Origin of the sequence: Kribbella sp. NBC_00709, assembly GCF_036226565.1 — a bacterium.
GTDB lineage: Bacteria > Actinomycetota > Actinomycetes > Propionibacteriales > Kribbellaceae > Kribbella.
In genome coordinates, this window is record NZ_CP108996.1 from 262,198 (window position 1) to 284,712 (window position 22,515).

The following is a 22,515-nucleotide window of genomic DNA, read 5'->3' on the forward strand; positions in this document are numbered from 1 at the left end:
TCCGACACGTCAGTCCTCCTCCAGGATCCGCGGCACCCGGAAGCGCTGGCCCTCCTGGGCGGGCGCGCCGGAGAGCGCCTGCTCGGGCGTGAGGCACGGCACGTTCTCGTCGGCGCGCATCACGTTGGTCAGGGGCAGGGCGTGCGAGGTCGGCGGGATGTCGTCCGCCGCCACCTGGCTGACCTGCCCGACCAGTCCGATGATCTGGTCGAGCTGCGGCGCAAGGTGGTCGAGCTCGTCGTCGCTGAGCTCGATCCGCGCCAGTCGCGCCAGGTGCGCAACCTCTTCGCGGGTAATCGATGGCATGAACTATCCAATGGTTCGCAGGACTTCCGGGCGAAATCCTCCCGGCCCGAGCCATCCTAGTGGCCGGTCGTGACAGGTTCATTTCGCCGTCCCCCGGCCTGTGGACAAGTCCCCGATGAGATGGGCGCGCGTGTTTGCGGCTACCGCTCTGTAACATGGGCGGCGACAGGGCGTTACGCGCTTGGTGATCGGCTGGGAGATGATCGTTCGGTGTTCCTGCTGCGCTTGATCATCCCCGACCGGCCCGGTTCGCTGGGCACCGTGGCAACGGCCCTCGGCGAGGTGAACGCCGACATCCACGCGATCGAGATCGTCGAGCACCGGCGTGAGAACGGCACCGCCGTCGACGACATCGTGGTCGACCTGCCGCCCGGCGTGCTGCCGGACCGTCTCGTGTCCGCGTGCAACGGCGTCGCCGACGTCGAGGTCATCTGGTTCTCCCGGTACGGCGCCGGCGGCGGCCTGCACATGGACCTCGAAGCGGTCGAGCAGATGACGTCGGCTCCTACGGACGCGATCGACATCCTGGTCGAGCAGTCGCCCGCCGTCCTGCACGCTGACTGGGCAGCGCTGCTCGACGGCACCGGCAGCGAGGTGAAGGTCGCACTGGAGACGAGCGCGACGCCGGAGTTCGGTGACGTGGCCGACCGCTGGCTCCCGATGGAGAAGGCAACGACCCTGGAAGCCCCGGACCACAAGGGCCTCTCGGAGTCGGTCCTGGTCGCGGCGCCGTTGGAGTCCGACCGCCGCGTCCTGGTCATCGGCCGCCGCGGCGGGCCTGAGTTCCTCGGCTCCGAAGTGGCCCGTCTCTCCTACCTGGCCTCGCTGGCCGTCACCATCCGCGCCACCGCCTGACACTTCCAGACATGACGAAGCCCCCGCCACTGGCGGGGGCTTCGCTCTGCGTCGGGTCAGGTGAACTGGAAGTAGGCGAGGACCCACAGGGCCGCGATGATCAGCAGGACCACCACGCCGACCAGGGCGACGATCAGGATCGCCTGGCTGTTGCTGCCACCCTGGTCCGGGAGGTCGAACTGGGTGGGGCCCCAGGCCCCACCGCCGTCGACGCGCCGGCCCGCCTCGGGCGGTGGAGCGACCACCGTCCGCGACTCCCGCTTCTCCCGGGGGATCTTCATCCAGCCTCCGAAACCGACGTCCTCAGACGTAGAACGACTCGTACGTGATCTCGACCTGTTGCGAGGAGTAGCTGTCCGAGCTGTTTCCTCTGATCTCGACCCGCCAACCGGCGACATAAGAAGCGTACGACTTCCCGTCACTGTGCGCCTGGATGTACGACTTCAGCGCCGCGACATCGCCGCCCTTGAGCACCCCGAACGCGTCGTTCAGCGCGGTCGGCAGCGCCTTCTTCACATCCGCTGTGTCGCCGGAGGCGCTCACCTGGATGTCCTTGATGCCTTCGCCGTCGCTGGCGTAGAAGTACACCCGCTGCTGGCCGTACTTGCCGATCTCCTTGGTGCAGGAGCTCGTGCAGACGTACGCCTTCGCCTTCAGCGCCGCCAGCATCTGCGGCTTGGTGGTGTCGAAGGTCTTGTCCGGAATGTCGAGCGACTCCTCGCCGGACTTCGCGCCGGACAGCTCGTAGGTGTCGCCGTCGTTGCGCAGCTCGAACTCGCCCCAGCTGCTGTCGATCTTCTCCGACTTCTGGCCCTGCTTGACCGCGTCCTGGACCTTCTTCACCTGGTCGCCGCCGAACGTGTCGTTGCCGACCGCCTGCAGCACCTGGTCGAACACGACCGCGGCGTTGTTGTTGTTGTCCTCGTTCACCGACTCGAACTGGATCGCGATGATCGTGCCGTCCGGCTTGAACTGGAACAGCGCCTCCGCCTGCGCGCGGTCCTCGTACTTGAAGCAGCCACGGTGCGCACCCTGGGCTGTGTTGAACAGGTCACTGCAGCCGAAACCGTTGCCCTGCAGCTTCTCGGTCGCGTTCTTGGCCTGGCCGGTCGCGTTGCCGAGCTCGCCGTTCTCGCCGCCCTTGGACGGGCTGCCGGTCGGCTGCTCGGTGGTCGTCGGATTCGACTCCGGGGTGTCGTCACCGCCGAACTGGTGGATGCCGAGGAAGACCAGCAGAGCGATCACGATGATGCCGACCACGCCGCCGCCGATGACCAGCGGCAGCTTGTCCTTGCTGATGCCACCCGGGCCCTTCGAGCTGCCCGGACCGCCGGGCTGCCACGGCGACTGCCCCTGCTGGTGTTGCCAGCCACCCTGCTGCTGACCGGGCTGCTGGGGCCGCTGACCCCAGGACTGCTGCTGGTACGGACCGCTCTGCTGCTGACCCCAGCCCTGCTGCGGCTGACCCTGCTGCCCTTGACCAGGCTGACCCTGACCAGGCTGCGGGCCCCACCCGCCCTGCTGCGGCGGCTGCCCCTGAGGAGGCTGACCGTGGGGCGGCTGGCCCTGCGGCGGGCGCCCCTGCTGAGGAGGCTGTCCCTGGTGAGGGGGTTGGCCCTGGTGAGGGGGCTGACCCCATCCACCGCCCTGGGCCGGAGGCTGCTGGCCCCAACCACCCTGCTGTGGCGGCTGCCCGCCCTGTCCCCCGTGCTGCCCGCCTGGCTGGCCCCCCGGCTGCCCAGGACCCCATGGTCCCTGCGGCGGCGTCGTCATATCTGCTCCTTCTGACCCACGTCTCGACGTGCAAAGTTAACAGTCCGACGGCTCAGCCCGGCCGGCGGATCCACCTCGCAACGACCCGGTGTGAATCGTTATCCCGCGTTCGGCGATCCAGTGGTCGCAACCTCGGCCGCCGCGTCGGCGCCGTCGGCCAGCAGGACCTGGAACCCGGCGGCGTCCAGGATCGGTACGCCGAGCTGGACAGCCTTGTCGTACTTCGATCCCGGCGAATCGCCGACCACCACGAACGAGGTCTTCTTCGACACCGAGCTCGCGACCTTCCCGCCGCGGCCCACGATCGCCTCGGTCGCCTCATCCCGGCTGAATCCCTCCACGGTCCCGGTCACCACGACCGACAGGCCGGTCAGGGTCTGCGGGAACTCCGGTCCGGTGCGCTCCTCGCGCATCACCACGCCGGACGCGTGCCACTTGTCCACGATCGCCTGGTGCCACGGCACCTGGAACCACTCGATCATCGCCTGCGCGATGGTCGGCCCGACGCCCTCGATCTCGGCCAACTGCTCCTCGCTCGCCGTCCGGACGTCGTCGATGTTGTCGAACACCTCGGTCAGCGCGGCCGCCGCGGTCGGGCCGACATGCCGGATCGACAGCGCGACCAGGGCCCGCGACAGCGGTTTGGCCTTGGCCTCCTCGAGGTTCGCGACCAGTTTGCGCGCGTTCGCCGAGAGGGCGCCGGCCTTGGTGGTGAAGAACTCGCTCTCGGCCAGCTTCTCCTCGGTCACCGCGAACAGGTCACCCTCGTCGGCGATCAGCCCACCCCGGATCAGCGCGTCGGCCGCCTTGAACCCGAGCCCCTCGATGTCGAACGCGGACCGCCCGGCCAGGTAGAACAGCCGCTCCCGCAGCTGGCCCTGGCAGTACTGCGAGTTGGGGCAGCGGATATCGACATCGGACTCCTTGGCCGGCGCCAGCACGGTGTCGCACCACGGGCACCGCGTCGGCATCTCCCAGGCCGGCAGACCCTTCGGACGCAGATCGACGACCGGTCCGAGCACCTCTGGGATCACATCACCGGCCTTGCGGAGTACGACGGTGTCGCCCGGGCGGACGTCCTTGCGGGCGACCTCCTTGGCGTTGTGCAGCGTCGCGTACTCCACCGTGGAGCCGGCGACGCGGACCGGCTCCATGTGCGCGAACGGGGTGACGCGGCCGGTGCGGCCGACGTTCACCTCGATCTCGATCAGCTTGGTGTTGACCTCTTCCGGCGGGTACTTGAACGCGATGGCCCAGCGGGGCGCGCTCGATGTCGACCCGAGCGCGCGCTGCAGATCAACCTCGTCGACCTTCACCACGACGCCGTCGATCTCGTGGTCGACCGAGTGGCGGTTCTCGCCGTAGTACGCGATGAACTCGTTGACCTCGTCGAGCGTGCCGACCCGGCGGGCGCGGTCGCTGACCGGCAGGCCCCACGCCTTCAGCTGCTCGTACGCCTCGGACAGGCGGCCGATGTGGTGGCCCTCGACCTTGCCGAGGCCGTGCACGACGAAGCGCAGCGGGCGGCCGGCCGAGACCCGCGGGTCCTTCTGGCGCAGCGATCCGGCGGCGCTGTTGCGCGGGTTGGAGAACACGTCCTTGCCGGCCTCGACGAGCTGCGCGTTGAGCTCCTCGAAGTCCTCGACCCGGAAGTAGACCTCGCCGCGGACCTCCAGGAAGGACGGGAGGTCCTCGCCCTTCAGCTCGTTCGGGATGCTTTTGATCGTGCGGACGTTGGGGGTCACGTCCTCGCCGGTGCGGCCGTCGCCGCGGGTGGCGCCGCTGACCAGCTTGCCGTCCTCGTACACCAGGTCGAGGGCGAGGCCGTCGACCTTGAGCTCGCAGATGAACCCGCTGTCGTGGATCTGCTGGAGCGTGACCTCGCGCTCCAGGCGTTTGGCCCAGGCCTCCATCTGCTCGGCGGAGAACGCGTTGCCCAGGCTCTCCATCCGCATCGGGTGCTGGATCGGGGTGAACAGCGTGGAGATCGGGATGCCGACCTTCTGGGTGGGCGAGTCCGGAGTACGCAGCTCGGGGTACTGCTCCTCGATCCCCTGCAGCTCATGCATGAGCACGTCGAACTCGGCGTCCGAGATGATCGGACTGGCCAGGTAGTACCGCGCCCGGTGGTCGTCGATCTCCGTGCTCAACTCGGCATGCCGCACCCGCACCTCGGCCGGCGCCGCGGCCTTCTCTTCCGTGCCCATGAGCTGAACTTACAGGGCGCTACCGACGTTTTGGCTCAAGTGTTTTGTCAGTCTTCGGCGGCGTCGCCGACGACCTGGACGATGCTTCGGAGGAGTGCCAGTCGCGCTCTGGCATCGGACGGTGACGGTGCGGCGGCGAGCCCGCAGGCCGGGGTGATGACGACCTGCTTCATCAGCTCCGGGTCCAGACCCAACTCTCGCCAGCGCCGGATGAGCGGTTGCGCCGCCCGTTCCTCGCTCGGAATTGCGCCCGTGGTGGGCACCAGGCCGGCGTACAGGGTGGTGCCGGCCTCGACGGCGGTGGCGACCTGCTCCCAGCCGGGCTCTCCGAGTAGCGAGATATCAACGGCAATGCCAGTGGCGCCGGACCTGGTGAAGACCTCGATCGGCGGACGGGCCGCACAGCAGTGGACGACAGTGGGTGCGGCTGTGGTGACCAGGCTCAACAGCTCCACAGCACCCGGACCGTCGACAGAGCGGTGTTTGCTCCAGCCGGACGCCGTCGGCACGGCTCCAGCGAGCACGGCGGGCAGTCCAGGCTCATCGACCTGCAACAACACCGAGGCCCCAGGCACCCGCTTCCGTACTTCGGCCAGATGCTGATCGACTCCAGCAGCCAGCGCCTGCGCCAGATCCCGCCGCGCGCCGTGGTCGGCCAGCACCTTGTCACCGCGCGGTCTCTCCAGCACCGCAGCGAGCGTCCACGGCCCCGTGACCTGCAGCTTCAGCGGACCCTCGTACCCGTACGCGTACTCCTCCAGCACGTCCAGGTCTTCCTCCAGCAGCGCCCGCGCCCGCCGCTGGTCCAGACTCGCCCGCGCGTCCCCACCACCGGTCAGCCGCCATCCGGCAGGCTGCAGGTCCGCGGCCAGCTCGGTCAGTACGGCGACGCTCCGGCTGAGCATGTCGCCGTACGGCCGCGCCGGAAGCTCCGGCAGGAACGGGATGTCGACAACCTCGAGCACGACGCGCATCCACTCGCGAATGTCGTCACCGGGGACAGACCCCAGCCCGGTGGTCGTCATACGGTCGCTGTGACGCGCTGGACCGAGTCGATGGTGGCAGAGCCGATCACGCGGGTCCCGTCGTACAGCACCACGGCCTGTCCTGGAGCGACTGCGGAGGTTGGTTCGTTGAAGGAGACCTGTACTCGGTCGCCCAGCACTGTTGCAGTGACGGCGACTTCCTCGCCATGTGCACGAAGCTGGGCGCCCGCGTGCAGCTCCGCGGTCGGCTCGGGACCGCACCAGCGGGGCTTCGACGCGGTCAGCTGCGAGACGGCCAGCTCCGCGCGCGATCCGACTGTCACAGTCCTTTCGACCGGCGAGATGTCCAGCACGAACCGTGGCTTGCCGTCCGCGGCCGGGGTGCCGATCTTCAGGCCCTTGCGCTGGCCGATGGTGAAGCCGTGCGTGCCCTGGTGCTCGCCGAGCTTGTTGCCCTGCGCATCGACGATGTCGCCCGGCGCCTCGCCCAGCTGCTGGCCGAGGAAGCCCGCCGTGTTGCCGTCGGCAATGAAGCAGATGTCGTGGCTGTCCGGCTTGGCCGCCACCGACAGCCCACGCCGCTCGGCCTCCACCCGCACCTCGGTCTTCACCGTGTCACCGAGCGGGAAGAACGCGTGGGCGAGCTGCTGCTGCGTGAGTACGCCGAGCACGTACGACTGGTCCTTGGCCGGATCCACCGCCCGGTGCAGCTCACGACCGGACGCCGTGTCCACGATCCGCGCGTAGTGACCGGTCGCGACCGCGTCGAAACCGAGCGCGAGCGCCCGCTCCAGTACGGCGCTGAACTTGACCTTCTCGTTGCAGCGCAGGCACGGGTTCGGCGTCCGGCCGGCGGCGTACTCGCTGACGAAGTCCTCGACCACGTCGGCGTGGAAGCGCTCGGCCAGGTCCCAGACGTAGAACGGGATGCCGATCACGTCCGCGGCCCGGCGCGCGTCACGGCTGTCCTCGATCGTGCAGCACCCGCGGGCGCCGCTGCGGTACGACTGCGGGTTCCGGCTCAGGGCCAGGTGTACTCCGGTCACGTCGTGCCCGGCCTCGGCCATCCGCGCTGCCGCGACCGCGGAGTCGACTCCGCCGGACATGGCTGCGAGTACCCGCATCAGGTGTTCCTTCCCACGTTCTGCAGACCGGCGGACTTCGCCCGCTCCACGACCGGTCCGATGTTGTCCAGGACGACGTCGACGTCGGCCTGGGTCGAAGTGTGCCCGAGGGTGAACCGGAGCGAGCCGCGGGCCCGCTGGTCGTCGTACCCCATGGCCAGCAGGACGTGGCTCGGCTCGGCGACCCCGGCGTTGCACGCGGACCCGGTGGACACCTCGATCCCGCGCGCGTCGAGCAGCAGCAACAGCGAGTCGCCCTCGCAGTCGCCGAAGGACAAGTGTGCGTTACCGGGCAAGCGGCCGGCCGGGTCGCCCGACAGCTGCGCGCCCTCGACCGTGCCGATGATGCCGTCGACCAGCGCGTCGCGCAGCTCGGTCAGCCGGCGCGCCTCGTCGGCCTGGTGCTTGATCGCGTGCTCCATCGCCACTGCGAACCCGGCGGTCGCGGGCACGTCCAGGGTGCCGGACCGTACGTCGCGCTCCTGTCCCCCGCCGTGCAGGATCGGCGTCAGCGTGGTCTCCTTGTGGACGACGAGCGCACCGATCCCGTACGGGCCGCCGAGCTTGTGCGCGGACACCGTCATCGCGTCCGCGCCCAGCTGGCTGAAGTCCACCGGCACCTGCCCGATCGCCTGGACCGCGTCGGTGTGCACGGGTACGCCGTACTGCTGGGCGAGCTCCGCGATCTCCTGGACCGGCTGGAGCGTGCCGACCTCGTTGTTCGCCATCATCAACGTGATGAACGACACGGACTCCGGGTCGCTCTCGAGTGCCCGCCGTACGTCGTCCGGGCTGACCCGCCCGAGCTCGTCGACCGGCAGCCACTCGATCTCGGCCTTCTCGTGCCGACCGAGCCAGATCGCCGGGTCGAGGACGGCGTGGTGCTCGATGCCGCTCAGCAGGATCCGGCGCCGGCGCGGGTCCTCGGCCAGCCGGGACCACCACAGGCCCTTCAGGGCGAGGTTGTCCGCCTCGGTGCCGCCGGAGGTGAACACCACCTCACTCGGCTGCGCCCCGAGCGCCGCGGCGATCGTTTCGCGCGATTCCTCCACGGTCCGCCGGGCACACCGGCCGGAGCCGTGCAGGGACGACGCGTTGCCGGTGCGGGCGAGGTGATGGGTCATCGCCTCGATCGCAGCCGGGAGCATCGGAGTCGTCGCCGCATGGTCCAGGTACACCGGGCGGCGGTCGGAAGCAGTCATATCGGTTTCAAGAGTATGTCCGCCACGGATGTTCCCGCCTGTTGGGCCTGTCAGGTGGACCTAATAGGTGCGAATCCGGCCCGGCCAGGCGTGATCGGGATGCAGGTGGTCGATCATGTCGGCCAGCCAGGTCCGCCGGGCCGGGCTGAGAAGAGGCAGAGCGGCCGCCAGGTCCTGCTCGTCCTTGGGCCGAGCGGACTTCGCCTTGTAGGCGAGCGCCACCTCAGGGGTCACGTAGCGGATGCCGTCCGGCGCCACCCAGGTGATCTCGTCGAGGGCGAAGTCCAGGCTGGGATCACGGCGAAAGACCCAGCGTCCGTCCCGATCAGGGTTGACGACCACGTCGTACTCCCACGGGGACAGGGCGTGGCGTCGTAGCCAGATCTGGTCCGCGTCGTCGGGCTGATCCGGCCGCCGGTCCGTCAGCGGCTGCAGCCGGCCGCCGGCGTTCGACCACAGGTCGTAGCTGCCCTCGAGATGCAGGCGGAGCTTCGGCACATCACGTCGCCACAGGGAGAGGTCGACGTCCTCGTGCTCCCGCCGTACGCCGGTGAAGGCCTCGATCGCCCATCCCCCGGCGATCCACCACTGGCCGTCGTACCCGTCGAGGAGCTGCTGGGCATCCGCCGGGGTCGACGCCTTCCAGGGACCGTAGAGGCGCTGGAAGGCCAACTCCTCGGGGTCGAGGCCGTCCGGGTAGGTGGTCATCGGGTGATCCTCACACGGCGGGCGGTGCTTCGTCGGACCGGACGAAATCGGGGGTGGTGGTTGTGCGGCAGGACGAATACTGGGGTGTGGCCGGCCGCCTAGCGTCGGCGTATGGCGACTCTGAGCGAGATCGAGACGTGGCTACAAGACCGGCTGGCGGGGCTGCTCGCCGAGCATCAGGTCCCCGGTGCGGCGGTCGGCGTACTGCTGGGCAGCGAGGTGATCGACCATGCGGCCGGCGTGCTGAGCAGGTCGACCGGCGTCGACACGACCACCGACTCCGTGTTCCAGATCGGGTCGATCACCAAGGTCTGGACGACCACGCTGGTCATGCAGCTGGTTGACGAGGGCAAGCTGGACCTGGACCAGCCGATCCGCTCGTACCTCCCCGAGTTCGTCATCGCGGACGAGGCTGCGGCCGCGGCGATCACCACCCGGCAACTGCTCTGCCACACCGCCGGGTTCGAGGGTGACATCTTCAACGAGACCGGCAAGGGCGACGACGCGGTCGAGAAGTTCGTCGCCACGCTGTCCACCACCACGCAGCTCTTCCCGCCGGGCGAGATGTTCTCGTACAACAACGCCGGCTTCGCGGTCCTCGGCCGCCTCGTCGAGGTACTGCGGGGCACGCCGTACGACGCCGCGCTGCGCGAACACGTCTTCACCCCGCTCGGCCTGGCCCACGCCGCGACCGATCCGTACGAGGCGATCCTGCACCGGGCCGCCGTCGGGCACATCCGGCCGGCGGCCGACGCCGACCCGGTCCCCGCGCCGATCTGGGCCATGACCCGTGGGATGGCCCCCGCCGGCGCGATGCTCGCGATGAGCGCCCGCGACCTGCTGACCTTCGCCAAGCTCCACCTCGACTCCGGTACTACGGCCGACGACAGAGCCGTCCTCAGCGCGGCGAGCGTCAAGGCGATGCAGGAACCGCAGGTCAAGCTGCCCGCGCTCGGCCTGATGGGTGAGTCGTGGGGACTCGGCTGGGAGCTGTTCGACTGGGACGGCACGAAGGTGATCGGCCATGACGGCGGGACGATCGGCCAGAACGCCTTCCTGCGCGTCGTTCCCGAGCACGGGCTGGCGGTCGCGCTGCTGACCAACGGCGGCGAGACGATCGAGGTCTACAAGTCAGTCATGGGCCACCTCGTCCAGGAGCTGGCCGGGCTGACCCTGCCGCCGCTGCCCACCCCACCGGCCGAGCCTGTCCCGGTGGACGCGGCCAGGGTCCTCGGTACCTACAGCTGCGAGGTCGCCGACATCACCGTGCGCCAGGACGAGGACGGGAAGATCTGGCTGGACCAGACGCCCAAGGGCATCTTCACCGAGCTCGGTCCGAAGCCCGATCCGGTCGAGCTGGTCGGCCGCGACGAGCAGAGCCTGATCGCGGTCAAGGCCGAGCACGGCATGCACCAGCCGCACGTCTTCGTCGGCGACGACGGCTCCGGCCGTGCCCTGTACCTGCACAGCGGCCGGGCACTCCGCCGCGCGGCTGTCTGACTCCCGGAGGCAACATGCGATCCGTACGCACCGCCCTCGCAGCCGGAGCCCTCGTAACCGGTCTGGCGCTCTCCGCCTGCAGCTCGGGCGAGCAGACCGCCAGTACCGGTCAGACCGCCGAGGGCAGGACGATGACCATGGCGATCAGCGCCGACCCCGGCAACCTCGATCCGCAGTTCACGTCGTTGTCGGTGACCATGCAGGTCGACTGGTTCCTGTACGACTCACTGGTCGGCATCTCCCCGGACGGCAAGCAGGTGGCCGGCCTCGCCGACAAGTTCGAGGGGAACAGCACCACCGCGAAGTACACCCTGCGCAAGGGAGTCACCTGCGCGGACGGGAGCCCGCTGACGGCCAGTACGGTCGCGCAGAACATCAACTTCGTCGGGGACCCGGCCAACAAGTCGACTCGGATCGGTGTGTTCATCCCGCCGGGCGCCAAGGCGACCGCCGACGACGCCACCGGCACGATCACCGTGACCGCGCCCGCTCCGGACGCCTTTTTGGTCCGCAACGTCGGTGGCCTGCACATCGTCTGCAGCAAGGGGATGAAGGACCGCAGCATCCTCAAGCAGGGTTCGGACGGTACGGGGATGTACACGGTCGCGGAGGCCGTTCCCGGCGACCACTACACGCTCACCCGGCGCAAGGAGTACGCGTGGGGTCCGGGTGACTTCAGGCAGGGGCAATCCGGTCTTCCGGACAAGGTCGTGCTGAAGGTGGTCAGCAACGAGACGACTGCGGCCAACCTGCTGCTGTCCGGGCAGGTGAACATCGTCGCGATCGCCGGACCTGACAAGCAGCGGCTACAAGCCCAGAAGGCGTTCCAGCGAGAAGCAGGCACCCCACTGGGTGAGCTCTGGTTCAACCAGAAGCCCGGTCTGCCCACCGCGGACCTCGCAGTACGCAAGGCGCTCACGCAGGTCCTTGACCTCACCCAACTCGGCAAGGTGATCACCAGCGGCACCGGTACGCCGACCACCCGGCTGGTAGCCCCTGGCATGGGACCGTGCTCCGACGACACCGTCACCGGCAACCTGCCGGGCCATGACCTGGACGCAGCCAAGGCGGCGCTCGACGCTGCGGGCTGGCGTCCCGGCGCAGGTGGCATCCGGGAGAAGGCAGGGACGAAGCTGTCGCTGGTCTTCTACTACCCCACCAGCCTCGGTCCGACCCTGCAGTCCGGCGCAGAGCTGCTCCAGAAGGCCTGGAGTGAGCTGGGTGTCGACGTGTCGCTCAAGGCCGTCTCCACGGCAGAGATCAGTACGGTCGTCCTTGCCGGCCAGGGCACCTGGCACGCCGGTCTGATCCCGCTGACCGTATCCCTGCCGAGCCAGCTGGTCAGCTTCCTGTCCGGCACCACTCCGCCGAACGGCAGCAACTTCTCCTCGATCAAGAACCCGGAGTACGACGCTGCGGTGAGCAAGGCGGCCGCTATCCCCGGCGCCGACGGTTGCTCGGACTGGGCCACGGCTGAGCGCGCCCTGTTCAAGCAGGTCAACCTGGTGCCGTTCGTGAACGCGACCGTACCGATCTTCGGCAAGGGCGCGACGTTCGACCTCAGCGAAGGCAGCGTGATCCCCTCGTCGATCCGGATGCAGGGGTGAGCCGATGACGACGACCGTCAGCGCACCCACTCTGACTGCCTATCCGTGGCTCGGCTTCGCTGTCCGGCGTCTCGGTCGGCTGGTCGGCTCTGTCCTCATCTTGGTCAGCGCCGCGTTCCTGATGATCCATCTGATCCCTGGTGACCCGGTCCGGGGAGCGCTAGGACCTGCTGCCGCACAGAGCCTCGTCGACGCCCAGCGTGCCTCGCTGGGCCTCGACGACCCGCTTTGGCAGCAGTACCTGAACTTCCTGCACCACCTCCTCACCGGCAACCTCGGTACGTCGATCACGACCGGACTGCCCGTCTCTGACGTGATCCGGGACCGCCTGCCGGCCACCGTCGAACTGGCCGTCGCAGCGTTCCTGGTGGCGGTACTGATCGCAGTACCGCTCGGCCTGGCGATGGGCGTCCTCACGAGGGCCGGACGACGGCCACGGGCCGAGCTGGGCTTCACGTCGACCGCCGTGGTCCTCGCTGCGATCCCAGAGTTCTTGTTGGCGGTCGGACTCGTCTACGTGTTCGCTGTGACGCTGCACTGGTTCCCGGTGGCAGGTCGCGGCAGCGTGGCGTCGTACGTGCTGCCGGTGTTGTCGCTGGCCATCGGTCCGGCTGCGGTGCTCGCACGGATCTGCCGAGTGGAACTGCTGACAGTCCTGCAGACGGACTACCTGCGCACGGCCCGGGCAAAGCGACTCCCTGCGGCGGCGATATACCTGCGGCACGCCCTACCGAACGCGGTGACGGCCACGATCACCCTCGGCGGTCTGCTGCTCGGCGGCATGGTCGCCGGGACGGTACTGGTCGAGAACGTCTTCGGCTGGCCCGGACTCGGCAGCACGATCGTGTCCTCGATCATCGCCAAGGACTACCCGCTGGTGCAGGGCGTCGTCCTCGTGTACGGCGTCGGCGTCCTGCTGGTGAATCTGGCCGTCGATGTGACGCTCGCCCTGCTCGATCCCCGATCGACCATCCGGGAGAGCTGATGCGCCGTTGGAAGGACGTAGTACGGACCCCGGTCGGCGCCGGTGCCGGCTTGCTGCTGCTCGGCGTACTGCTGCTCGCCGTCTTCGCACCGATCCTCTGGTCACATCAGGCGAACGCGATCGACACCGACCACCTGCTGCAGGGTTCGTCCGCGCAGCACTGGCTCGGCACCGACAATCTCGGCCGGGACATCTTCTACCGGGTGCTCGTCGCCTCACGTACGTCGATCCTGCTGGCGCTGATCGCCACGTCGATCGCCGTCGTCAGCGGTCTCGTTCTGGGCAGCGCACCGGCGATCCTCGGCAAGCGCGGCGGTCGGATCGCGACCGCTGTGGTGAACATCGCGGTCGCCTTTCCCGGGCTGCTGCTCGCGCTGTTCTTCGCGGTTGTGTTCGGGGTGGGCGCGAAGGGCGCCGTCCTGGCGATCGGCTTCGCTGGTGCGCCGTCGTTCGCGCGGCTGACGCAGACGCTGGTTGCGGGCGTCGTGGAGCGCGACTTCATCGCCGCTGCTCGGATCGCGGGGGTCGGCCGGTTCCGGATGCTCGTGCGGCACATCCTGCCGAACATCGCCGAGCCGCTGGTGGTGAACGCGACCATCGGCGCCGGCGGCACGCTGCTCGCGTTCGCCGGGCTGTCGTTCATCGGTCTGGGCGTGCAGCCACCGGCGTACGACTGGGGCCGGATGCTGGGCGAGGGCCTCAGCGGCATCTACGTACACCCGGCCGCGGCAGTCGCTCCGGGTGTCGCGGTGGTCGTCGCGGGGTTGGCGTTCAACCTCTTCGGCGAGGCGGTGGCGAAGGGCCTCGGCGTACAGGCGCCCCGCACGCGGTGGACCGACCGTACGCCGGAGGCCACACCGGCACACGACGACGGTGACGCCGTACTGGTGGTGGAGGACCTGCGCGTCAGCTTCCCTGGTCCGGTCACCCCTGTGCGCGGGGTCAGCTTCACTATCCACAAGGGCGAGATCGTTGGCGTGGTCGGCGAGTCCGGTTCCGGGAAGAGCCTCACCGCACTCGCGGTCGCCCAGCTGATCGAGCCGCCCGGTCAGGTCCGTGCCGCCGAGCTGTCGTTCCTGGGCGCTCCCCTGCTCGGTCGGCTACCGGTCCGCAGTAATGCGGCCGTACGGCGGCGCCTGCTGGGTACGTCGTTCGCGATGGTGTTCCAGGACCCGATGACCTCGTTCAACCCGACCAAGCGGATCGGCGTACAGCTGGCCGAGGGTGCGCGTGAGCATCAGGGTCTCAGCCGTCGCGCCGCGATGAGCCGGGCGATCGACCGGCTGCGCGCGGTCCGGGTGCCGGCTGCGGAGCGCCGGGCGCGGCAGTACCCGCACGAGTTCTCCGGCGGCATGCGGCAGCGGGCCATGATCGGCATGGGCCTGATGGGTACGCCGGCGTTGATCGTCGCCGACGAGCCGACCACCGCACTCGATGTCACCGTGCAGCGGCAGGTACTGCGTTTGCTGGAGACGATCCGCACCGAGGACGACGTCGCGGTCCTGCTGATCAGTCACGACATCAGTGTGGTCGCACAGATCTGCGACCGCGTTCTGGTGATGTACGCCGGGCGCATCGTCGAGGACCTGCCGGCAACCGAGCTGGCGACCGGGGCACGGCACCCGTACACGCGGGCCTTGCTGGCCGCCGTACCCGATCTGGACACTGCGCTCGACGAACCGCTGGCGGTCATCCCCGGGCGGCCGGTGGATCCGGCGCGGTTGCCGCTGGGCTGTGCGTTCGCGGCGCGGTGTTCGTTCGCCTCGGACCGGTGCCGGGCCGAGGATCCTGTGCTGGTCGATCAGGTGGCGTGCTGGCATCCACAGGCGCAGGCTGAGTACTCGAGCTTCCGGACGGGGCAGCGATGAGCGAACTGCGGTTCGAAGATGTGACGGTCCGGTACGGCCGCGCGCTGACAGCAGTCGACGGCGTCGACCTGACTGTCCCGTCGGGGAAGGTGGTCGGGCTGGTCGGTGAGTCCGGGTCCGGCAAGTCGACGCTGGCGCGTGCGGCGGTCGGGCTGGCCGAGCCTGCGGGCGGCCAGATCCTGCTGGACGGGGTGCCGCTGCGAGATCGGCGTCCGTTGCAGATGGTGTTCCAGGATCCGTACTCCTCACTGGATCCACGGATGACCATCGGCGACTCGGTCGCGGAGGCCATGCCGAGAGGCCTGCGCCGACGCGAGGAGGTGGTCCGGTTGCTCGAGCTCGTCGGGCTGGATGCCGACCGCGTCTCGACGTACCCCGGTGCGTTGTCCGGTGGTCAGCGTCAACGGGTCGCGATCGCACGCGCGTTGGCCGGACAGCCCGCAGTCCTTATCGCCGACGAGATCACCTCAGCCCTGGACGTGTCGATCCAAGGCACGGTGCTGAACCTCGTCCGGACGCTGCAACGCGAGCTGCAGCTGTCGATGCTGTTCATCTCGCACAACCTGGCCGTGGTGCGCTACGTCAGCGACATCGTGGCGGTCATGTACCTGGGCCGGATCGTCGAGGTCGGCCCGGCCGGCGACGTACTCAGCAACCCCCAACACCCTTACACCAAAGAGCTTCTGGCAGCAGCTCCACGACGCGGTACGACAACGCTGCCGCCACCGGATGAGGTCGCCGATGCCGAGCCTGCCGATCCACACCACCCGCCGGCGGGCTGCCGGTTCCATCCGAGGTGCCCGGTCGGTCCGCTGATCCGGACCGACCGCGAGCACTGCCTGACCCTCGATCCCACCACCGAGGCCGATCACCGACTGCACCGCGCCGCCTGTCACCACGCGGCCGGCGTACTGCGGGCGGTCGACCTGAACCCGCCTGTGCTCATGGAACTCAAGGAGGACTCCCAGTGACCCGACGTCTGCGCATCGACGACTTGACCGAGCTCGCCGTACCGGAGCAGCCGGTGCTGTCGCCGGACGCCACTCAACTCGTCTACGTCCTGCGGACCACCGACGCGAAGGCGGATCGCACGCTGCGGAGTCTGTGGCGCATTCCAGCCTCCGGTGGTACTCCGGAGCAGCTCACCCGCGGCGACGCCGACACGATGCCTGTCTGGTCGCCGGACGGGTCACGGCTGGCGTTCCTGCGGGCCAAGGACGGCCCGGCTCAGCTCTGGGTGCTGCCAGTGGGAGGCGGTGAGCCGGAGCAACTCACCACCCTGCCGCTGGGAGCTGGGGCGCCGAAGTGGAGTCCGGACGGGAAGCGGATCGCTTTCTCCGCGCCTGTCGACATCGCGACCCCCAGTGACGCAGAGGCAGCCGCACACGCGCCGATCGCGACAGAGCGTCTCGACTACCAAGCTGACGGCGCGGGCTGGCTGCGAACCATCCGCAAGCACCTCCATGTCCTCGACGTGGAGACGAAGGAGTGCCGCCAGGCCACCGAGGGAGACTGGCACGCCGGCGACCCGGCCTGGTCACCGGACGGTGTGAAGCTGGCTTTCGGAGCAGCTACCGCGCCGGACGCGGATCTGACGCCGACTGCGCCCGCCTACGTGCTGGACGCATCAGACGCCAAGGCGACGCCGCAGCTGGTCGGGCTGGCTGACGGACTGACCGGCACGGTGACCTGGACTGCTGACGGCGCCGCACTGCTTGTCGTCGGCATGCTGTCCGGACCGGTCGGTCACGCCGGTCTGCTGCGGCTCGCTCTGGACAGCGGCGACGTGGTGAACCTTGCGGCTCCGCTCGACCGCAACGTGATGGCCGGCGGACCGGCGTACCCGGGTGCCGTGCCCACGCTGGTGGACGACGGCCGCACTGTCCTCTTCGGCGTCCGGGACCGTGGATGCACGCACCTCTACTCCGTTCCCGTCGAAGGCGGCACACCTCAGCACGTGCTGGGCGAGCCGGGACAGGTCGTGTCCGGGCTGTCCGTCGCCGCCGGCGTAGCGACTGTCGGGCTCAGCACGCCCACGTCGTTCGGAGAGATCGTCACGCTGGACCTGGCGACCTGCGAGGCGACAACGCGGACGACGTACGGCGAGAAAGTCGCTGACGCGTTCGTCCGGACAGAGCGGGAGTTCACCATCTCCGACGGGACTGTTGTGTCCGGCTGGCTCGTCCGCGACCCGGCTGCCGACGGGCCGCAGCCACTGCTGCTGGACATCCACGGCGGTCCGCACAACGCCTGGAACGCCGCGGCCGACGAAGTGCACGTCTACCACCAGGAGCTGGCGGCCCGCGGCTGGACGGTGCTGCTGCTCAACCCCCGTGGCAGCGACGGGTACGGCGAGGAGTTCTTCAACGCCGCTCTCGGAGCCTGGGGTACGGCGGACGCGCGTGACTTCCTCGAGCCGCTCGACGAGCTGGTTGCCGAGGGCATCGCTGACCCCGACCGCCTGGCCGTGGCCGGCTACAGCTACGGCGGATTCATGACGTGCTACCTGACCAGCCGCGACGACCGCTTCGCTGCCGCGGTCACCGGTGGTGTGGTCAGCGACCTCACCAGCATGGCCGGTACGTCGGACATGGGCCACTTCCTCGACGTGTACGAACTGAACAGCGCCACCGACTACAGCTCCATGTCGCCGTTCGCGGAGGTCAGCAAGGTCGCCACGCCGACCCTCATCCTCCAGGGCGACGCCGACGTGCGTTGCCCGGTCGGACAGGCACAGCAGTGGCACACTGCCCTGCGCGAGAACGGCGTACCGAGCCAGCTCGTGCTCTACCCCGAGGCTAGTCACCTGTTCATCGTCGAGGGCCGTCCGTCCCACCGCGTCGACTTCAACCGGCGCATCCTCGACTGGGTGGAGCAGTACGCCGGTGACGCGAGCGGTCCGCGCCGGGCGAAGATCGACGCGGCGCACTGGCAGCGTCGGCTGACCACGCTGGCCGCAAGGCACGGCGTACCGGGTGCAACGCTCGGCATCCTGCGAGTGCGGCCGGGTGGCGATGACGAACTGGTGGAGGCGGCGACCGGCGTACTGAACAAGGACACCGGTGTCGCCACGACGACCGACTCGGTCTTCCAGATCGGCTCCATGTCGAAGGTCTGGACGGCCACCCTGGCGCTGCAGCTGATCGACGAGGGACTCCTGGATCTGGACGCACCGATCAGCCAGGTGCTGCCCGAATTGCAACTGGGTGATCCCGACGTCGCCAAGCAGGTGACGATGCGGCATCTGCTCACCCACACCAGCGGGATCGACGGCGACGTCTTCACCGACACAGGTCGAGGCGACGACTGTCTGGAGAAGTACGTCGACCTGCTGGCGGACGTCGCACAGAACCACCCACTTGGCGCGACGTGGTCGTACTGCAACGCCGGCTTCTCACTGGCCGGACGAGTGATCGAGAAGCTCACCGGCTCCACCTGGGACCAGGCACTGCGGGACCGGATCATCACACCACTCGGCCTGCAGAACACCGTCACGCTGCCAGAAGAGGCGCTGCTCCGATCGGCCGCGGTCGGGCACGTCAGCGAAGGCGAAGAGGAACCGAAGCGGGCACCGGTCTGGGGTCTCCCCCGCTCATTGGGACCGGCCGGCCTGATCACGTCGACCGTGGCTGACGCGCTGGCGTTCGCACGGCTCCACCTGAACGACGGCGTCGCACCGGACGGCACCCGGCTCCTCAGCGAGGCATCTGTGGCAGCCATGGCCGAGCAGCAGGCCGAGCTGCCGGACAAGCACTCCCTCGGTGATTCGTGGGGGCTCGGCTGGATCCGGTTCGGCTGGGACGGCCGGCGGTTGATCGGGCACGACGGCAACACGATCGGTCAGGCCGCGTTCCTGCGGGTGCTGCCCGACGAGGGACTGGCCGTCGTACTGCTGACGAACGGCGGCCACACGCGCGACCTGTACGAGGACCTCTATCGGGAGATCTTCGGCGAGCTGGCCGGTGTCGCCATGCCCGTGTCGCTGACTCCGCCCGCGGAGCCGCTGACAGTCGACGTACGTCGCCACGTCGGCCGGTACGAGCGGGCAAGCACGATCCAAGAGGTGCTGGTCGACGACGAGGGTCCGTTGCTGCGCATGACGATCACCGGACCGTTGGCCGAGCTGGTGCCGGATCCGACCGAGGAACTGCGCATGACCCCGGTCGACGAGAGCGGCGATCTGTTCGTGGTCCGGCAACCCGGTGCGCTCACGTGGACACCGGTGACGTTCTACTCGCTGCCGACCGGCGAGAAGTACATGCACTTCGGGGTTCGTGCCACGCCGAAGGTCGGCGGATGACCGAGCTGGTCGAGCAGTTCGCGGAGCGGTTGCCGCTGATGCTCGCGGATCTCGAAACCCTGGTGACGTGTGAGTCGCCGTCATCGGATGTCGCGGCGGTGGCTCGCAGTGCGGACGTCGTGGCCCAGCTGGGAGCGGAGCGGCTCGGGTCCAAGCCGGAGTACGTCGTCGTCGACGGCTGCACGCATCTGCGCTGGCAGCTCGGCGACGGGCCGCAGCGGGTCCTGGTACTCGCTCACCACGACACCGTCTGGCCACTTGGCTCGCTGACCACCCATCCGTTCACGAACGAGGACGGCGTACTGCGAGGTCCGGGCTGCTTCGACATGAAGGCCGGTCTGGTGATGGCTCTGCATGCAATCTCCACCTTGCCGTCGGCAACTGTCACGTTGCTGGTGACCGGTGACGAGGAACTGGGGTCACCGTCGTCGCGGGAGCTGATCGAGTCCGAGGCGGCCGGATGCTCGGCCGCACTGGTCCTGGAAGCATCGGCCGATGCCGGTGCGGTCAAGCTGGAGCGCAAGGGTGTGTCGGTGTACGAGGTGCGGATCACCGGGCGGGCCGCGCACGCGGGCCTCGAACCGGAGCTCGGCATCAACGCCTCGGTCGAAGCCGCCCACCAAGTGCTTGCCGTGAGCAACTTGGGCGACGCCGATCGCGGTACGACGGTGACGCCGTCGGTCCTGACGGCGGGGACCACACGGAACACCGTCCCGGCGGCAGGCGCGTTCTTCGTCGATGCCCGCGCCTGGACGGTCGAGGAACAGCTGCGGGTGGACGAGGCGATGCACGCCCTCCGACCGGTGCTGCCCGGGAGCTCGCTGGAGATCATCGGCGGACCGAACCGGCCGCCGCTCGAACGCAAGATGTCCGAAGAGCTGTACGCGCGTGCCTCCCAGCTCGCGCTTCGGCTCGGCGTGCCACCGCTGCGCTCGGTGGCGGTCGGCGGCGGATCGGACGGCAACTTCACAGCCGGGATCGGTACGCCGACCCTGGACGGGCTGGGCGCCGTCGGTGGTGGCGCCCATGCCGACGACGAACATGTCGTGGTTGCGGAACTCGCCCCACGCGCAGCCCTGCTGGCCGCGCTCATCGCCGACCTCCAGGACTCGCCATGACGCTCGATCTCAGTCCGTCGATTGCTGCCGCTACGGACGCGGCGACCGCAGCCGGCGTGCGAGTGCGTGAGCTACGGGAACTGGCGGAGCTCGACGAGGTCTACCGGCTGTACGACTCGATCTGGCGGCCCGACCCGAAGAATCCGCCGGTGACGACGGAGTTGCTACGGGCGTTGACGAAGGCCGGCAACTACGTCGGCGGGGCGTACGACGGTGACGAGCTGATCGGCGCCTGCGTCGGGTTCTTCTCGGCGCCCGCGGAGGTCTCGATGCACAGCCACGTCGCCGGGGTGTCCGGAGCGGCGCGCGGGCGGAACGTCGGGTTCGCGCTCAAACTGCATCAGCGGGCCTGGGCACTGCGCCGAGGCGTGTCGACGATCTCGTGGACGTTCGATCCGCTGATCCGGCGCAACGCGTACTTCAACGTGGCCAAGCTCGCGGCGCGGCCGACGGAGTACCTGATGAACTTCTACGGCGACATGCGGGACGGGATCAACAGCGGTGACGACACCGACCGCCTGCTGGTGCGGTGGGAGCTGGACACGCCTGCAGTCGGTGCCGCGGCGGCTCGGCGGTCAACTAGGACCGACGTGCGGTTGATGCCTGGGGCAACGGTTGCGCTGGCGTGCGATGCGGACGGTCGGCCCACGGTTCCCGGTCCCGCGGGCGACGGCGTGCTGCTGGTCGCCGTACCGCCTGAGGTCGAGGGACTGCGCCGCACGGATCCGGGTGCGGCGAAGGCCTGGCGGAGTGCGTTGCGCGAAGTGCTGGGCGGATTGCTGGCGGACGGCGCGCGGGTGACCGGATTCGATCGGGCCGGATGGTACGTCGTCGAGCAGAAGGAGCTGTGATGAAGCTGACCGGATTCGAACTGCGGCGGATCTCGATGCCGCTGGTGTCGCCGTTCCGGACCTCGTTCGGTACCGAGACCACGCGGGACGTGCTGCTGGTGCGCGCCGTGAGTACGGACGCCGAGGGGTGGGGCGAGTGCGTCGCGATGAGCGGTCCGCTGTACTCGTCGGAGTACGTCGAGGCGGCGGCCGACGTACTGCGGCGGTTCTTCGTGCCCGCGCTTGCTTCGGTGGACTCCGCGGTCGGGGTCGGACCCGCGTTGAGCCGGTTCCACGGGCATCGGATGGCGAAGGCCGCGGTGGAGACCGCCGTACTCGATGCCGAACTGCGGGCCGAGAACCGTACGCTGGCTCGCGAGCTGGGCGCGGTGCGGGATCGCGTGCCGTGTGGGGTGTCGGTCGGGATCATGGACTCGATCCCCGAGTTGCTCGATGCCGTCGGCGGGTATCTCGAGCAGGGGTACGTGCGGATCAAGCTGAAGATCCAACCGGGCTGGGACATCGAACCGGTCCGCGCCGTGCGCGAGCAGTTCGGGGACATCCTGCTGCAGGTCGACGCCAACACTGCGTACACGCTGGCCGACGCGCGGCACCTCGCCCGGCTCGATCCGTTCGACCTCCTGCTGATCGAGCAGCCGCTGGACGAGGAGGACGTTGTCGGGCACGCGGACCTGGCTCGGCAGATCAGTACGCCGGTGTGCCTGGACGAATCGATCACGTCGGCGCGCGCGGCCGCCGCCGCGATCCGTCTGGGCGCTTGCGCGATCGTCAACATCAAGCCGGGCCGCGTCGGCGGGTATCTGGAAGCCAAGCGCATCCACGACGTCTGCGTCGCCAACGACATCCCGGTCTGGTGCGGCGGCATGCTGGAAACCGGCATCGGCCGGGCCGCCAACGTTGCCCTGGCGGCGTTGCCCGGCTGCACGCTCCCCGGGGACACCTCCGCCTCGGATCGCTACTACCAGACCGACATCACCCCGCCGTTCACGCTCGACGACGGGCATCTCCCGGTGCCCACCAGCCCCGGCATCGGGATCGAGCCGCTCGAGGACGAACTGGCGTCGGTGACCACAGGTACCGAATGGCTGCCGCTGTGACGCCTAGGCTGGGGGCTCGGAGGTGAGC

General features: G+C 69.1%; 18 protein-coding genes. 10 read left to right on the forward strand and 8 right to left on the reverse strand.

Annotated elements, in window-relative coordinates; all coding sequences use genetic code 11:
• Positions 1 to 9 precede the first annotated feature (9 nt).
• Complete coding sequence (gene gatC / locus OHA18_RS01320) at positions 10 to 306, reverse strand: Asp-tRNA(Asn)/Glu-tRNA(Gln) amidotransferase subunit GatC (protein ID WP_329001584.1); 297 nt, start codon at positions 304 to 306, stop codon at positions 10 to 12.
• A gap of 210 nt (positions 307 to 516) precedes the next feature.
• Here gatC and OHA18_RS01325 point away from each other — a divergent pair, with 210 nt between their 5' ends.
• Entirely contained in the window at positions 517 to 1,161 is a 645-nt protein-coding gene (locus OHA18_RS01325; RefSeq protein WP_329001585.1) for an ACT domain-containing protein, read from the forward strand.
• Between the two features lie 56 nt (positions 1,162 to 1,217).
• Here OHA18_RS01325 and OHA18_RS01330 read toward each other — a convergent pair whose 3' ends face one another.
• The 7 genes from OHA18_RS01330 to OHA18_RS01360 form a co-directional block, all read right to left on the reverse strand.
• A complete protein-coding gene (locus tag OHA18_RS01330) occupies positions 1,218 to 1,442 on the reverse strand; it encodes a hypothetical protein (protein WP_329001587.1) in 225 nt (74 codons plus the stop codon).
• A gap of 22 nt (positions 1,443 to 1,464) precedes the next feature.
• On the reverse strand, positions 1,465 to 2,934 hold the full coding sequence (locus OHA18_RS01335) for a hypothetical protein (protein WP_329001588.1): 1,470 nt from the start codon (positions 2,932 to 2,934) through the stop codon (positions 1,465 to 1,467).
• A gap of 98 nt (positions 2,935 to 3,032) precedes the next feature.
• The gene (ligA, locus tag OHA18_RS01340) at positions 3,033 to 5,141 is read right to left on the reverse strand and encodes an NAD-dependent DNA ligase LigA (protein ID WP_329001589.1); all 2,109 of its coding nucleotides are present in this window, start codon (positions 5,139 to 5,141) and stop codon (positions 3,033 to 3,035) included.
• A 47-nt stretch (positions 5,142 to 5,188) separates the two neighbouring features.
• The gene (locus tag OHA18_RS01345) at positions 5,189 to 6,166 is read right to left on the reverse strand and encodes a methionine synthase vitamin-B12 independent (protein WP_329001590.1); all 978 of its coding nucleotides are present in this window, start codon (positions 6,164 to 6,166) and stop codon (positions 5,189 to 5,191) included.
• Positions 6,163 to 7,251: a tRNA 2-thiouridine(34) synthase MnmA gene (mnmA, locus tag OHA18_RS01350; RefSeq protein WP_329001591.1), complete on the reverse strand. Its 1,089-nt coding sequence runs from the start codon at positions 7,249 to 7,251 to the stop codon at positions 6,163 to 6,165. Before mnmA ends, OHA18_RS01345 begins: the two co-directional genes overlap by 4 nt.
• Entirely contained in the window at positions 7,251 to 8,453 is a 1,203-nt protein-coding gene (locus OHA18_RS01355; protein ID WP_329001592.1) for a cysteine desulfurase family protein, read from the reverse strand. Before OHA18_RS01355 ends, mnmA begins: the two co-directional genes overlap by 1 nt.
• A 60-nt stretch (positions 8,454 to 8,513) precedes the next feature.
• Positions 8,514 to 9,161: a nucleotidyltransferase domain-containing protein gene (locus OHA18_RS01360; RefSeq protein ID WP_329001594.1), complete on the reverse strand. Its 648-nt coding sequence runs from the start codon at positions 9,159 to 9,161 to the stop codon at positions 8,514 to 8,516.
• Positions 9,162 to 9,272: 111 nt separating this feature from the next.
• Between OHA18_RS01360 and OHA18_RS01365 the strand changes: the two genes are divergently transcribed.
• The 9 genes from OHA18_RS01365 to menC are packed head-to-tail and all read left to right on the forward strand — an operon-like array spanning position 9,273 to position 22,487.
• The gene (locus OHA18_RS01365; protein WP_329001595.1) at positions 9,273 to 10,661 is read left to right on the forward strand and encodes a serine hydrolase domain-containing protein; all 1,389 of its coding nucleotides are present in this window, start codon (positions 9,273 to 9,275) and stop codon (positions 10,659 to 10,661) included.
• A gap of 14 nt (positions 10,662 to 10,675) precedes the next feature.
• Positions 10,676 to 12,268 (forward strand): ABC transporter substrate-binding protein, encoded by a 1,593-nt coding sequence (locus tag OHA18_RS01370; protein ID WP_329001597.1) that lies wholly within the window; start codon positions 10,676 to 10,678, stop codon positions 12,266 to 12,268.
• 4 nt (positions 12,269 to 12,272) lie between these two features.
• Positions 12,273 to 13,253 carry an ABC transporter permease gene (locus OHA18_RS01375; RefSeq protein ID WP_329001598.1) on the forward strand — a complete coding sequence of 327 codons (981 nt, stop codon included), beginning with the start codon at positions 12,273 to 12,275 and terminating at the stop codon, positions 13,251 to 13,253.
• Positions 13,253 to 15,121: a dipeptide/oligopeptide/nickel ABC transporter permease/ATP-binding protein gene (locus tag OHA18_RS01380; protein ID WP_329001599.1), complete on the forward strand. Its 1,869-nt coding sequence runs from the start codon at positions 13,253 to 13,255 to the stop codon at positions 15,119 to 15,121. Before OHA18_RS01375 ends, OHA18_RS01380 begins: the two co-directional genes overlap by 1 nt.
• Positions 15,118 to 16,092: an ABC transporter ATP-binding protein gene (locus OHA18_RS01385; protein WP_329001600.1), complete on the forward strand. Its 975-nt coding sequence runs from the start codon at positions 15,118 to 15,120 to the stop codon at positions 16,090 to 16,092. The genes OHA18_RS01380 and OHA18_RS01385 overlap by 4 nt, the downstream gene beginning before the upstream one ends.
• The gene (locus OHA18_RS01390; RefSeq protein WP_329001601.1) at positions 16,089 to 19,421 is read left to right on the forward strand and encodes a serine hydrolase; all 3,333 of its coding nucleotides are present in this window, start codon (positions 16,089 to 16,091) and stop codon (positions 19,419 to 19,421) included. The genes OHA18_RS01385 and OHA18_RS01390 overlap by 4 nt, the downstream gene beginning before the upstream one ends.
• A complete protein-coding gene (locus OHA18_RS01395; protein WP_329001603.1) occupies positions 19,418 to 20,539 on the forward strand; it encodes a M20 family metallopeptidase in 1,122 nt (373 codons plus the stop codon). Before OHA18_RS01390 ends, OHA18_RS01395 begins: the two co-directional genes overlap by 4 nt.
• Positions 20,536 to 21,390: a GNAT family N-acetyltransferase gene (locus OHA18_RS01400; RefSeq protein ID WP_329001604.1), complete on the forward strand. Its 855-nt coding sequence runs from the start codon at positions 20,536 to 20,538 to the stop codon at positions 21,388 to 21,390. Before OHA18_RS01395 ends, OHA18_RS01400 begins: the two co-directional genes overlap by 4 nt.
• Positions 21,390 to 22,487 (forward strand): o-succinylbenzoate synthase, encoded by a 1,098-nt coding sequence (gene menC, locus OHA18_RS01405; protein ID WP_329001606.1) that lies wholly within the window; start codon positions 21,390 to 21,392, stop codon positions 22,485 to 22,487. Before OHA18_RS01400 ends, menC begins: the two co-directional genes overlap by 1 nt.
• The last annotated feature ends 28 nt before the right edge of the window (positions 22,488 to 22,515 follow it).